At 73.3% G+C, this 12862-nt stretch carries 13 protein-coding genes; 4 read left to right on the forward strand and 9 right to left on the reverse strand.

All coding sequences use genetic code 11. The features are described from left to right. Window positions 1-271 precede the first annotated feature (271 nt). From hisF to hisD, 8 genes are all read right to left on the reverse strand, one after another. Window positions 272-1042 carry an imidazole glycerol phosphate synthase subunit HisF gene (gene hisF, locus ACIBCT_RS24295; protein ID WP_399192119.1) on the reverse strand — a complete coding sequence of 257 codons (771 nt, stop codon included), beginning with the start codon at window positions 1040-1042 and terminating at the stop codon, window positions 272-274. Window positions 1043-1064: 22 nt separating this feature from the next. Further along, the gene (gene priA / locus ACIBCT_RS24300) at window positions 1065-1787 is read right to left on the reverse strand and encodes a bifunctional 1-(5-phosphoribosyl)-5-((5-phosphoribosylamino)methylideneamino)imidazole-4-carboxamide isomerase/phosphoribosylanthranilate isomerase PriA (RefSeq protein ID WP_399192121.1); all 723 of its coding nucleotides are present in this window, start codon (window positions 1785-1787) and stop codon (window positions 1065-1067) included. Window positions 1788-1791: 4 nt separating this feature from the next. After that, a complete protein-coding gene (locus tag ACIBCT_RS24305) occupies window positions 1792-2133 on the reverse strand; it encodes a hypothetical protein (protein WP_399192123.1) in 342 nt (113 codons plus the stop codon). Window positions 2134-2211: 78 nt separating this feature from the next. After that, a complete protein-coding gene (gene hisH / locus ACIBCT_RS24310; protein WP_399192125.1) occupies window positions 2212-2847 on the reverse strand; it encodes an imidazole glycerol phosphate synthase subunit HisH in 636 nt (211 codons plus the stop codon). Further along, window positions 2841-2996, reverse strand: coding sequence for a hypothetical protein (locus ACIBCT_RS24315; protein ID WP_344904689.1), 156 nt, complete (start codon window positions 2994-2996; stop codon window positions 2841-2843). The genes hisH and ACIBCT_RS24315 overlap by 7 nt, the downstream gene beginning before the upstream one ends. Window positions 2997-3021: 25 nt before the next feature. After that, window positions 3022-3642: an imidazoleglycerol-phosphate dehydratase HisB gene (gene hisB, locus ACIBCT_RS24320; protein ID WP_399192126.1), complete on the reverse strand. Its 621-nt coding sequence runs from the start codon at window positions 3640-3642 to the stop codon at window positions 3022-3024. Then, window positions 3639-4709 carry a histidinol-phosphate transaminase gene (locus ACIBCT_RS24325; RefSeq protein WP_399192285.1) on the reverse strand — a complete coding sequence of 357 codons (1071 nt, stop codon included), beginning with the start codon at window positions 4707-4709 and terminating at the stop codon, window positions 3639-3641. Before ACIBCT_RS24325 ends, hisB begins: the two co-directional genes overlap by 4 nt. A 32-nt stretch (window positions 4710-4741) precedes the next feature. Continuing rightward, the gene (gene hisD / locus ACIBCT_RS24330) at window positions 4742-6049 is read right to left on the reverse strand and encodes a histidinol dehydrogenase (RefSeq protein ID WP_399192127.1); all 1308 of its coding nucleotides are present in this window, start codon (window positions 6047-6049) and stop codon (window positions 4742-4744) included. A 99-nt stretch (window positions 6050-6148) separates the two neighbouring features. On the opposite strand from hisD, the gene ybaK reads away from it, so the two are divergent. After that, complete coding sequence (gene ybaK / locus ACIBCT_RS24335; protein WP_399192128.1) at window positions 6149-6649, forward strand: Cys-tRNA(Pro) deacylase; 501 nt, start codon at window positions 6149-6151, stop codon at window positions 6647-6649. Window positions 6650-6929: 280 nt separating this feature from the next. Then, window positions 6930-8318, forward strand: coding sequence for an amidase (locus ACIBCT_RS24340; RefSeq protein ID WP_399192129.1), 1389 nt, complete (start codon window positions 6930-6932; stop codon window positions 8316-8318). A 158-nt stretch (window positions 8319-8476) separates the two neighbouring features. Here ACIBCT_RS24340 and ACIBCT_RS24345 read toward each other — a convergent pair whose 3' ends face one another. Then, window positions 8477-9028, reverse strand: coding sequence for a hypothetical protein (locus ACIBCT_RS24345; RefSeq protein ID WP_399192130.1), 552 nt, complete (start codon window positions 9026-9028; stop codon window positions 8477-8479). A gap of 96 nt (window positions 9029-9124) precedes the next feature. Here ACIBCT_RS24345 and murA point away from each other — a divergent pair, with 96 nt between their 5' ends. Together murA and ACIBCT_RS24355 are read left to right on the forward strand one after the other, a co-directional pair. Further along, window positions 9125-10441 carry a UDP-N-acetylglucosamine 1-carboxyvinyltransferase gene (murA, locus tag ACIBCT_RS24350; RefSeq protein WP_344904674.1) on the forward strand — a complete coding sequence of 439 codons (1317 nt, stop codon included), beginning with the start codon at window positions 9125-9127 and terminating at the stop codon, window positions 10439-10441. Window positions 10442-10493: 52 nt separating this feature from the next. Further along, a complete protein-coding gene (locus ACIBCT_RS24355) occupies window positions 10494-12845 on the forward strand; it encodes a transglycosylase domain-containing protein (RefSeq protein WP_399192132.1) in 2352 nt (783 codons plus the stop codon). Window positions 12846-12862: the final 17 nt, after the last annotated feature.

A 12862-nucleotide genomic window follows, 5' to 3' on the forward strand; every position in this document is an offset into this window, starting at 1 on the left:
CTTCAGCGCCGGCGCGCACCCTGGGCGGCCGGAGACGGAGCGGCTACGGTCTGCACCCCCTACGGCCGGATCGCGGTGCGCGGAGGCGGGCCGGTGTTCCGGGCGGCGTATAAGAAAGCGCAACCGTCGCGCCCGCCAGGCCGGAGGCCTGACCGCCGGAGCGTGCCACGACGGCCGCCCGGAGCACCGGCCCGCCGCAGCGCGAACCCCGCCCGCTCTCACCCCGGACGCCGCCCCACCCTGAGAATCACCACATCCAGGAAAACCAGGATCAGCGAACCGGATGCCCCGCCAGCCGCAGCGTCTCCTTGACGTCACCGATCTTCAACTGCCCGAAGTGGAACACCGAGGCGGCCAGCACCGCGTCCGCCCCCGCCTCCACCGCCGGCGGGAAGTGCTCCAGCTCCCCGGCACCGCCGCTGGCGATGACCGGGACCGACACCGCGGCCCGGACGAGCCGGATCAGCTCCAGGTCGTAGCCGTCACGCGTGCCGTCGCCGTCCATGGAGTTGAGCAGGATCTCCCCCACGCCGAGCTCCTCGCCCCGCCGCGCCCACTCGACCGCGTCGAGGCCGGCGCCCCGGCGGCCGCCGTGCGTGGTCACCTCGAACCCCGAGGCCATGGGCGGGCCGTCGACGACCCGGCGGGCGTCCACCGACAACACGATGCACTGTGCCCCGTACCGCTGCGACGCCTCGGTCAGCAGCTCGGGCCTGGCGATGGCCGCGGTGTTCAGGACGACCTTGTCCGCGCCCGCCCGCAGCAGCTTGTTCACGTCGTCCACCGAACGTATCCCGCCACCCACCGACAGCGGGATGAACACCTGCTCGGCGGTCCGGCTGACCACGTCGTACATGGTCGTCCGGTCGGAGCTGGAAGCCGTGATGTCCAGGAACGTGAGCTCGTCGGCCCCCTCCGCGTCGTAGCGGCGGGCCAGCTCCACCGGGTCCCCGGCATCGCGGATGTTCTCGAAGTTGACGCCCTTGACCACCCGCCCGGCGTCCACGTCCAGGCAGGGGATCACGCGCACCGCGACACTCATCACAGGCTCCTCGAAAGGCAGATCATGAACGTACCGCCGCGAGGGCGTCCTCAAGGGTGAAGGCCTGCGCGTACAGCGCCTTGCCGACGATGGCGCCCTCGACGCCGATCGGGACCAGCGAGGCCAGGGCGCGCAGGTCGTCCAGCGACGAGACGCCGCCGCTGGCGACCACGGGCTTGTCCGTACGGGAGCAGACCTCGCGGAGCAGGTCCAGGTTGGGGCCGCGCAGCGTGCCGTCCTTGGTGACGTCGGTGACGACGTAGCGGGGACAGCCGTCGCCCTCCAGCCGCTCCAGGACCTCCCACAGGTCACCGCCCTCCTGGGTCCAGCCCCGGGCCGCCAGGGTGGTCCCCCGCACGTCGAGGCCGATCGCGATCCGGTCCCCGTACTCAGAGATGATCTTCGCGCACCAGGCCGGGTTCTCCAGCGCGGCGGTGCCGATGTTCACCCTGCGGCAGCCGGTGGCCAGCGCCAGCTCCAGGGTCGCGTCGTCGCGGATGCCTCCGGACAGCTCCACCTTGACGTCGAGCGCGCCCACCACGGTGGCGAGCAGCTCGCGGTTGCTGCCCCGGCCGAAGGCCGCGTCCAGGTCGACCAGATGGATCCACTCCGCACCGGCCTCCTGCCAGGCGAGCGCGGCCGACAGGGGGTCGCCGTAGGAGGTCTCGGTGCCCGCCTCGCCCTGGACCAGGCGGACCGCCTGGCCGTCGGCGACGTCCACGGCGGGGAGCAGCTCAAGCGACATCTGTTCAGGTCCTCCGGTCGAAAACAAGGGTGAGGAAAAGCGGTACGAACAACAGGGACAGAACCAGGGTGCCGAACCGTGCGGCCCACGAGGACCAGAGTAGCCAGGCGATGACCTGGACGATCAGGAACAGCACCGCCGCGACGGCGTTCTGCGCCCGGCGGCGCCGGGCCATGATGCCGCCCTGGGACACGATTCTGACGGGTCTGCCGGGCAGCAGCGCGGTCACCCTGCCGACGCGCTCGCGCCGGCGCGCCAGCCTGGCCTCCCGCTCGGCGCGCAGGGCCTCCTGACGGGCCCGCTCCGCCTCCCGCTCGGCCCGCCGCCTGGCCCGCTCCCTGCTCATCGGAACCTCACCGGCGGCCTGCCGGAAACCCTGCCGGAAACCCTGCCGGAAATCCTGCCGAGGAACGTCATCAGGAACTCACCCGACACTCCCCAGCCAGTTCGCGAGCAGCTGGGCCCCGGCGTCGCCCGACTTCTCCGGGTGGAACTGGGTGGCCGCCAGCGGCCCGTTCTCCACGGCCGCGACGAACGGCACGCCGTGCTCGGCCCAGGTGACCAGCGGGTCGTCGAAGCCCGGCCCGGGGTGCAGCTCCCAGGAGCGTACGCCGTAGGAGTGCACGAAGTAGAAGCGCGTGGCCGCGTCGAGCCCGGCGAACAGCGTGGTCTCCGCCGGGGCCTTGACCGTGTTCCACCCCATGTGCGGCAGGACCGGCGCCTCCAGGCGCTCCACCGTGCCCGGCCACTCCCCGCAGCCCTCGGTCGTGACGCCGTGCTCGACGCCCGTCTCGAAGAGGATCTGCATGCCGACGCAGATGCCGAGCACCGGCCGCCCCGCCGACAAGCGCCGCGCGACGATCCGCTCGCCCCGCACGGCCCGCAGCCCGGCCATGCAGGCGGCGAACGCCCCCACCCCGGGGACGACGAGGCCGTCGGCCTCCATCGCCGTCTCGTAGTCGGCCGTGACCGTGACGTCCGCGCCGACCCGGGCCAGGGCCCGCTCCGCGGAGCGGAGATTGCCCGAGCCGTAGTCGAGAACCGTTACCTTCTTCACCACCACAGCACCGCCGCCGTCGTCGCCAGGACCGCCAGGACGCCGAGCAGCACCGCGCCCCGCCTCAGGCCCTGTTTGATGAATGAGATGATCCCGCCGACGAGGAAGAGGGCCACGAAGGCCATCGCGACCGCCGACCAGTTGTCACTCACGGCCGCGCCCTCCCCTGGGAACCGGTCACAGCACGCCCTTGGTACTGGGCACCCCGGTGGCGCGCGGGTCGCGCTCCGAGGCCGCCCGCAGCGCCCTGGCCAGCGCCTTGAACTGGGCCTCCACGATGTGGTGGGCGTTGCGCCCGTACGGGACGCGCACGTGCAGGCAGATCGCGGCCTGGGCGACGAACGACTCCAGGATGTGCCTGGTCATCGTCGTGTCGTACTCGGCGCCGATCATCGGCGCCATGCCCTCGGGCTCGGTGTGCACCAGGTACGGGCGGCCGGACAGGTCGACCGTGACCTCGGCGAGCGACTCGTCCAGCGGGCAGGACGCGTTGCCGAACCTCCGCAGGCCCGACTTGTCGCCCAGGGCCTTGCGGAACGCGGCGCCCAGCGCGAGCGAGGTGTCCTCGATCGTGTGGTGGGAGTCGATGTGCAGGTCGCCCTCGGTCTTCACGGTCAGGTCGAACAGGCCGTGCTTGCCGAGCTGGTTCAGCATGTGGTCGAAGAACCCGACACCGGTGGACACCTCGACGTTCCCGGTGCCGTCGAGATCGACCTCGACCAGCACCGAGGTCTCCTTGGTGACGCGCTCGACACGACCGCGACGGGGCGCGGCCGTGCCGCCGGCAGTGATGCTCACAGGATCTCCTCCAGGGCGGCGCGGAACGCCGCCATCTCCTCGGTCGTTCCGATCGAAACCCTAAGCCACCCCGGCGGACCCACCTCACGGATCAGCACCCCGCGGTCCAGCAGGCCCCGCCACACCGCGTGCCGGTCCTCGAAGAGCCCGAACAGCACGAAGTTGGCGTCCGAGTCGGCGACGGTCAGCCCCCGGCCGCGCAGCCACTCCACGACGGCGTCCCGCTCGGCCCGCAGCGTGTCGACCGCGCCCAGCAGCTCGGCGCGGTGGGCGAGCGCCACGAGCGCCGCCGTCTGGGTGAGCGTGGACAGGTGGTACGGCAACCGGACCAGCAGCAGGGCCTCGACGACCGCCGGGTGGGCGGCCAGGTAGCCCACCCGGGTACCGGCCATGGCGAACGCCTTGGACATGGTCCGCGTGACGATCAGCCGCGGGTTGTCCGGCAGCAGGGTCAGCGCCGACGGGGTGCCGGTGCGGGCGAACTCGAAGTAGGCCTCGTCCACCACCACGACGCCCGGCGCCGCCTCGACGATCCGGGCGATCACCGCCGGGTCCAGCGCGGTGCCGGTCGGGTTGTTGGGCGAGGTCAGGAAGACGACGTCGGGCCGGTGCTCCTCGATCGCGGCGACCGCCTTGCCGGGGTCGATCCCGAAGTCCTCCTCGCGCGAGGCGGAGATCCACTCGGTGGAGGCACCGGTGGTGATGATCGGGTGCATCGAGTAGGACGGCTCGAACCCCATCGCCGACCGGCCGTGGCCGCCGAAGGCCTGCAGGATCTGCTGGAGCACCTCGTTGGACCCGTTGGCGGCCCACACCTGCTCCACGCCCAGGCCGTGGCCCAGATATCCCGCCAGCTCCCGGCGCAGCTCCAGCGCGTCCCGGTCGGGGTAGCGGTTGAGCTCGCCCGTGACGCCCCGTACGGCCTCGGCCAGGTCGGCGACCAGGGACGCGGACGGCCCGTAGGGGTTCTCGTTGGTGTTGAGCCTGACCGGGACGTCGATCTGCGGGGCGCCGTAGGGCGTGCGTCCCCGCAGGTCGTCCCGGATCGGCAGGTCCTCCAGCCTCACGGGCGCGCCGGCCTCACCGGACGAAGGAGCCGTCACGACGGCACCTCCCCGTCGAACCGGGCGCGGATCGCCGCGCCGTGGGCGGGAAGGTCCTCGGTGTCGGCCAGCACGCACACGTGCGCGGCCGCCTCGGCCAGGGCCTCGCGGCTGTAGTCGACGACGTGCACGCCCCGCAGGAACGTCTGCACCGACAGCCCCGAGGAGTGACAGGCGCAGCCGCCGGTGGGCAGCACGTGGTTGGAACCGGCCATGTAGTCGCCCAGCGAGACCGGCGCGTACGAGCCGACGAAGATCGCCCCGGCGTTGCGCACCCGGGCGGCCAGCTCGGCCGCCCCCGCGGCCTGGATCTCCAGGTGCTCGGCGGCGTACGCGTCGACGACGCGCAGCCCGGCCTCCATGTCGTCGACCAGCAGGATGCCCGACTGCCGCCCGGCCAGCGCCTCGGTGATCCGCTCGGCGTGCTTGGTGGCGGCGACCTGGCGGGGCAGCTCCCGCTCGACGGCCTCGGCCAGCTCCTCGGAGTCGGTGACCAGGACGGCGGCGGCGATCGTGTCGTGCTCGGCCTGGCTGATCAGGTCGGCGGCCACGTGCACCGGGTCGGCCGTGGCGTCGGCCAGGATCGCGATCTCGGTCGGGCCGGCCTCGGAGTCGATGCCGATCCGCCCCTTGAGCAGGCGCTTGGCCGCGGCGACCCAGATGCTGCCCGGGCCGGTGACCATGGCGACCGGCCGGCACTCCTCGGTGCCGTAGGCGAACATCGCCACCGCCTGAGCGCCTCCGACCGCGTAGACCTCGTCCACGCCGAGCAGCGCGCACGCGGCCAGGATCGACGGGTGCGGCCACCCGCCGAACTCGCGCTGCGCGGGCGAGGAGACCGCCAGGGAGGTCACCCCGGCCTCCTGGGCCGGGACCACGTTCATGATCACGCTGGACGGGTAGACGGCCCGGCCGCCGGGGACGTACAGCCCCACCCGGTCGACGGGGATCCAGCGCTCGGTGACCGTGCCGCCCGGCACGACCTGGGTGGTGACGTCGGCGCGGACCTGGTCGCGGTGGACGAGGCGGGTGCGGCGGATCGACTCCTCCAGCGCGGCCCTGACCCTCGGGTCGAGTTTCGCCAGCGCCTCGGTGATCACCTCGGCGGGCACGCGGGTGGACTCCAGCTCGACACCCTCGAACCTGGCGGTCAGCTCGCGCAGCGCGGCGACCCCGCGATGGCGGACGTCCTCGCAGATGGGCCGCACCTTCTCCAGGGCGGCTTCGACGTCGAGGTCGGCACGGGGCAGCACGTCGCGGAGGTCCTCCGGGAGGGCCCCTCGCAGGTCGGTACGGGAAATCACCCGTTCAGTCTACGGAGGCGCGCCACCCGTTATCGTCACGTCCACCATGCGGACAGCGCCTTTACGATGTAGATTTCGTTCAGCCGCTACGCTCCCTGCGTGAGCAAGAACAGGAACAGGGGCGGCCAGGGAACGCCCGCGACGGTGGCCCTCACCCAGGCCGGGACCGATTTCACCCTGCACCCCTACGAGCACGACGCGAACGCCCAGGCCTACGGCGAGGAGGCCGCCGACGCGCTCGGCGTGCCGTACGAGCGGATCTTCAAGACGCTGGTGGCCGAGGTGGAGGGCGGCCTGGCCGTGGCGGTCGTGCCGGTGGCGGGCAAGCTCGACCTCAAGGCGTTCGCGGCGGCGCTGGGGAGCAAGCGGGCGGCGATGGCCGACGCGGCCAAGGTCGAGCGGGTCACCGGGTACGTGGTCGGCGGCATCAGCCCGCTGGGCCAGCGCAGGCTCCTGCCGACCGTGGTCGACGCCTCCGCCCTGGAGTTCGAGACGATCTACTTCTCCGCCGGGCGGCGCGGGCTGCAGATCGAGACCTCCCCCGCGGAGCTGGTACGCCTGACCAAGGCCGTCACCGCCCCCATCGGCAGGACCGCGTGACCTCCCACCGAGCCCACCGGCCACCCGTCGGGACCACGAGACCGCTCTCCGGAACCACGTGACCGTCGGGCAGGGCCGCGCGACCACCCGCCAGGGCCGCGCGACCATCGGGCGGGAGGCACCCGACGCCCCCTGAGTCCCGAAGCGAGCAGGTCCCCCCGGGGAGGTCAGGTGACGTTTCCCCACCTCCCCGCCGCCCCCGCTGTCGAAGGTTGCCGACGCGCCCCACCTCGCCGATCGGCCAGACTCGTCCGCGACGTCGTATCCGATCGGGGGAAAGATGCACTACCTGACCGCTACCGAGATGCTCCGGCTCCTGCGGACCAGGCAGGTCAGCGCGGCCGAGCTGCTCGACGCGCACCTGCGGAGGATCGAGGAGGTCAACCCGGAGGTCAACGCGATCGTCACGCTGGTCGCCGACCGCGCCAGGAAGGAGGCCGAGGAGGCCGACCGGGACCTGGCCCGCGGCCGGTGGCGGGGGCCGCTGCACGGGCTGCCGGTCGCGCACAAGGACCTGACCGACACCGCGGGGATCCGCACCACGTACGGCTCGCCGCTCTTCTCCGAGCACGTGCCCGTCGCCGACGCGCCGATCGTGCGGCGGATGCGCGAGGCCGGGGCGATCACGGTGGGCAAGACCAACACCCCGGAGTTCGGCACCGGCTCGCACACGGTGAACGAGATCTTCGGCGCCACCCGCAACCCGTACGACCTCTCCAGGTCGGCCGGGGGCAGCAGCGGCGGGGCGGCGGCCGCGCTGGCGACCGGCATGGTGGCGCTGGCCGACGGCTCGGACATGGGCGGCTCGCTGCGCAACCCGGCCTCCTTCTGCAACGTGGCGGGGCTGCGGCCCACCCCCGGCAGGGTGCCCGCGCCGTCGGCCACTGCGGCCTGGTTCACCCTCGGCGTGCCGGGGCCGATGGCCCGTACCGCCGAGGACCTGGCGCTGCTGATGAGCGTGGTCGCCGGGTTCGACGCCGCCTCTCCGCTGTCGATCGCCGAGAGCGGCGCCGGGTTCGCCGAACCGCTGGACCTCGACCTGACCGGGGTGCGGGTGGCCTGGAGCCCGGACCTGGGCGGGCTGCCGATCGACGCCGAGACGGCCGAGGTCACCGCGGACGCCCCGGCCGTGCTCGCCGCGCTGGGCGCGCGGGTGGAGCGGGTGGACGTGGACCTGACGGACGCCGAGGACGCGTTCCGGATCTACCGGGCCTGGTACTACGCCCTGTCCTACGGCGACCTGCCGCAGGAGGGCCTGGGGGACAACGTCCGCTGGAACGTCGAGCGGGGCCGCGAGGTGACCGGGGCCGACCTGGCCCGCGCCGAGCGGCTGCGCAGCGGGCTGTACCGCAGGATGAACGACTTCTTCGGCACCTACGACTTCCTGATCGCCCCGGTCAGCCAGGTGCCGCCGTTCCCGGTGGAGGCGCCCTACGTCTCGGAGATCAACGGCGAGAGGCTCCCGGACTACCTGGCCTGGATGCGCTCGGCGTACTGGATCAGCGTGCTGCACGCCCCGGCGGCGTCGGTGCCGTGCGGCTTCACCCCGGGCGGGCTTCCGGTGGGGGTGCAGATCGTCGGACGCCCCTTCGCCGACATGGCGGTGCTGAGGCTGGCCCACGCGTTCGAGCGGGCCACCGGCCACGGCGCACGCCGCCCGCCCCGCTGACCTCCCCGCCGTGCGCCCCCGCGGGACCCGGCCGTGAAAGCCGGCCCGCGGGACCCGGCCGTGGACCCCGACCGCAGAACCCGGCCGACGGGACCCGGCCGACGGGCTCCGGCCGCAAACCCGGCCCTCGGGACCCGCCCGTGGAACCGGCCGCCGCCCTACCGGTCGCTGATGTCGTACGTCGACCGCGGCGCGTACGGGTCGTCCCCGCCGAACGGGCGGCGCAGCGGGGACTCGCGGTAGCCCGCGACGCCCTCCAGGGCGAAGAAGAGCCCGGCGGCCAGGGTCGGCCACGCGTACAGCACGCCCCTGGCGGTCAGCTCCAGCGGCCCGGCCACCACCGAGGCGGACACCCCGGAGGCGGCGACGCTCACCGCGCCCACGGTGACCGACCGGCCCACCAGCAGCGCCAGGTGCGCGCCGAGCAGCCCCCCGGCCGCCAGGCCGGCCACCACCGGCACCGGGCGGCCGTTGCGCGACACCGCGTACCCGACGGCCCCGCACACGAGCCCGAGCACGCCGGTGACGACGGCGAACCACCCGTCCGCGGCGATCAGCGCCTGGGTGGAGGGGTCGGCCAGCAGCGGTCCCTGCTTCGTCACGACGTACGGGGGGCGCGGCGCGGCCAGTGACCACAGCACCCCGGCGAGGACCCCGGCGGCGGCGATCACCAGCACGGTGATCACGAAGTCACGCACAGCGCGCACCATGGCTCCCTCACCCTCTGTGCTGATGTGCCCGATGTTACCCATCCGTCCGGCCGGTGCCACCCAAGGCCGTGATGCGAACCCCGTTACTCTGGCGGGGTGAACGAAGAGGCATGGCTGATCGAGCCCTCCGGACCGCTCCGCGGTGACGTCGAGGTACGCGGTTCCAAGAACGGCGTCTCCAAGCACATGGTCGCCGCGATGCTCGGTACCGGTGAGAGCACCATCCAGAACGCCCCCGACGTGGGCGAGGTCGGCATCACCGCGCAGATGCTCAGGGCCCTCGGCATCGACGTGGAGATCTCCGCAGGGGAGATCGGCGTCGCCCCGGGGCCGCAGATCAACCCGCACGTCCCGGCGGCGTTCACCGGCCTGAACCGGATCCCGATCCTCATGCTGGGCCCGCTGCTGCACCTGGCGGGCGAGGCGTTCGTGCCGCTGGTCGGCGGCGACCCGATCGGCCGCCGCCCGGTCGACTTCCACGTCGAGGCGCTGCGCGCGATGGGCGCCGAGGTCGAGGTGAGCGACACCGGCGTGTACGCCAAGGCCAAGCGGCTGCGCGGCACCCGGATCGAGCTGCCCTACCCCAGCGTCGGCGCCACCGAGACGATCCTGATGTCGGCGGTGCTGGCCGAGGGCAAGACCGTGCTCAAGGGCGCGGCCATGGAGCCCGAGGTGGTGGAGCTGGCCCTGTTCCTGCAGCGGATGGGCGCCCGCATCGAGCTGAGCCCGGACCGGCGCATCGTGATCGAGGGCGTGGAGCGGCTGCACGGCGCCTCCACCTGGCTCAACGGCGACCGCATCGAGGCGTTCTCCTACCTGGCGGCCGGCCTGATCACCGGCGGGCAGGTGCGGGTGCACGGCTGCCCGCAGGACCGGCTGGTCACCGCGATCACCACGCTGGCCCGGATGGGCGCCGAGGTCGACATCACCGACGACTACCTGTCGGCGTCGGCCCCGCGCGGGCTGCGGGCGGCGGCGGTGCAGACCGACACGCACCCGGGGTTCATGACCGACTGGCAGACGCCCCTGATGGTGCTGTTCACCCAGGCCCAGGGCATGTCGGTGCTGCACGAGACGGTGTTCGAGAACCGCCTGGTCTACGTGCCCGCGCTGCAGAGGATGGGCTGCGAGATCGAGGTGTTCGACGTGTGCCTGGGCGGCCCGGCCTGCCGCTACCACGACACCAACGCCAAGCACTCGGCGGTGGTGCGCGGCGTGTCCAAGCTGAGCGGCGCCGACGTGACGCTGCCCGACATCCGCGCCGGGTTCTCCGCGGTGCTGGCCGCCGCGGCGGCCGAGGGGACGTCCACGCTGCGCGGGGTGCACCACATCGAGCGGGGGTACCACCGGCCGTTCGAGCAGTTCGCCTCGCTCGGGCTGAAGATCCGTCGAGAGAAGGTGCAGAACGGGTAAGGATCGGGTGATCGGCGTTTGCGGCTGATCACCGGGTCGCACGTTACTATGCGTGACATCCCGCTCGGAGCCGAGACGTGACCTCGCCGCCCGCCTGCGCGCCCTGGCGGCCTGCGGGGTGCTGGGCGGGCTGCTGGCCGCGCTGGCCGCGCTACCGCTGGTCGGCACGGCCGGGATCACCGTCAACCGGGTCAGCCGCACCCTGACCGACCTGCCGGACGGCCCCCGGGAGAACCCGCTCCCCCAGCGCACCGTGCTGCTGGACAGGAACGGCAAGCGGTTCGCCCAGTTCTACACGGAGAACCGGACGGTGGTGCCGCTGGAGCGGATCGCCCCCGTCATGCGGGACGCGATCGTGGCGATCGAGGACTCGCGCTTCTACGAGCACGCGGGCCTGGACGTCAAGGGCACCCTGCGCGCCCTGGTGACCAACACCAGGGCGGGCGGGGTGCGCCAGGGCGGGTCCTCGCTCACCCAGCAGCTCGTGAAGAACATCCTGGTGGAGAACTCCGAGAGCGAGAGCGAACGCGCCCAGGCCCGCGCGCCCAGCATCCAGCGCAAGATCACCGAGCTGCGGTACGCGCTGGCCATGGAGCGCCGCTACACCAAGGCCGAGATCCTGGAGCGCTACCTCAACATCGCCTACTTCGGCGCGGGCGCCTTCGGGGTGGAGGCCGCCGCGCAGCGGTTCTTCTCGGTCCCGGCCTCCCGGCTGACCCTGCCGCAGGCCGCGACGCTGGCCGGCGCGGTCCGCACGCCGTACGCGACCGACCCGTCGCTGGACGCCCGGCGCCGGGAGCGGCTGCGCGAGCGCCGCGACCTGGTCCTGGAGCGGATGGCCCAGCTGTCCTACGTCCCCCGCGCCCAGGCCGAGGCCGCGATGAGGAAGCCGCTGGCCATCCGGCTGCGCCCCGAACCCGGCGGCTGCAACGGCAGCGACCACCCCTACTTCTGCCTGTACGTGCACCGGGAGCTGCTGACCAACCCGGCCTTCGGCCACACCCGCGCCGAGCGGGAGCGCCGCCTGGCCAGGGGCGGCATCGTGCTGCGCACCACCCTGGCGCCCAAGGCCCAGCTCGCCGCCGAGCGCGCCGTCTCCGCACGGGTCCGCGCCCGCGACACCGAGGTGGCGGCCGAGGCCATGGTCGAGCCGGGCACCGGCCGGATCCGGGCCATGGCCGCGAGCAAGCGCTACGGCCGCAACGCCGGCGACGACGGCCGCAGCTCCTACGGCCCCCGTACCACCTACAACCTGCCCGCCGACACCGCGCACGGCGGCGGGCAGGGCTTCCAGGCGGGATCGACGTTCAAGGTGTTCACGCTGGCGACCGCGCTGGCCAAGGGGTGGCGGTTCGACCAGGGGTTCATGACGCCCGGCAGCTTCGTGCCCGCGAGGGGTTTCACCGACTGCGCCGGCAACAGGGTCAACGACCCGCGCGCGAAGATCTTCAACGCGAGCGGAGAGGGCAAGGGCGGCCCGCAGAGCCTGTCCACCGGCACGTGGAAGTCGGTGAACGTCTTCTACATGATGCTGGAGCAGAGGGTGGGCCTGTGCCCGGTGGTGCGGACCGCCCGCGCGCTGGGGATCGTCCGCGCCGACGGCGCCCCGCTGCGGGAGGTGCCGACCTTCACCCTCGGGGTGAACGAGATGGACCCGGTGACCGTGGCCGCCTCGTTCGCCGCGTTCGGCGCGCGGGGCCGCTACTGCCGTCCGATGGCGATCGTCGAGATCGTCGAGCGGGACGGCGAGAGCCTGCGCGTCCCGCCCAGCTGCGCGCAGGCGATCGAGAAGGACGTGGCCGACGCCGTCAACCACCTGCTGTCCGGGGTGTTCACCAAGGGCACCATGACCGGCCAGGGCATCGGCCGCCCGGCCGCGGGCAAGACCGGCACCAACAACGGCTACACCTCGGCCTGGTTCGCGGGCTACACCCCGGACCTGGCCGCGGCGGTCAGCGTGGGCGACATCCGCGGCTCCTACCGCTACCCGCTGCGCGACGTAGAGATCGGCGGCGAGTACTACGGCTCGGTCCAGGGCGCCTCGCTGCCGGGACCGATCTGGGTGGCGTCGATGGCGGCGGCGCTGGAGGGGACCTCCGAGACGCCGTTCCACCGTCCCGACATGGGCCGCTTCGGCGGCGGGTTCACCCCCGGCATGGCCGAGGCCCTGGCCGCCGAGCGCGAGCGCGAGGCCGGGCGGGACGGCGGGCGCCGGCCGGTCCACCGCGGTCACCGCACCCGGGGCGGCACGGACGCCTACGGCCACCGCGGGTACCGGGAGCCCCGCGGGTACCGGTACCCGCGGGCGTACCGCGAACCGCGCGGGTACGGGCGCGGCGGGACGGACGCCCGCCGCGCGGAGCGCGCCCCGGCGTGGTGGCGCTACCGCGACCGCGACCGCTGAGCCACCGGTGGCCCGGT

Origin of the sequence: Streptosporangium sp. NPDC050855 (genome assembly GCF_044456585.1) — a bacterium.
GTDB lineage: Bacteria > Actinomycetota > Actinomycetes > Streptosporangiales > Streptosporangiaceae > Streptosporangium > Streptosporangium longisporum.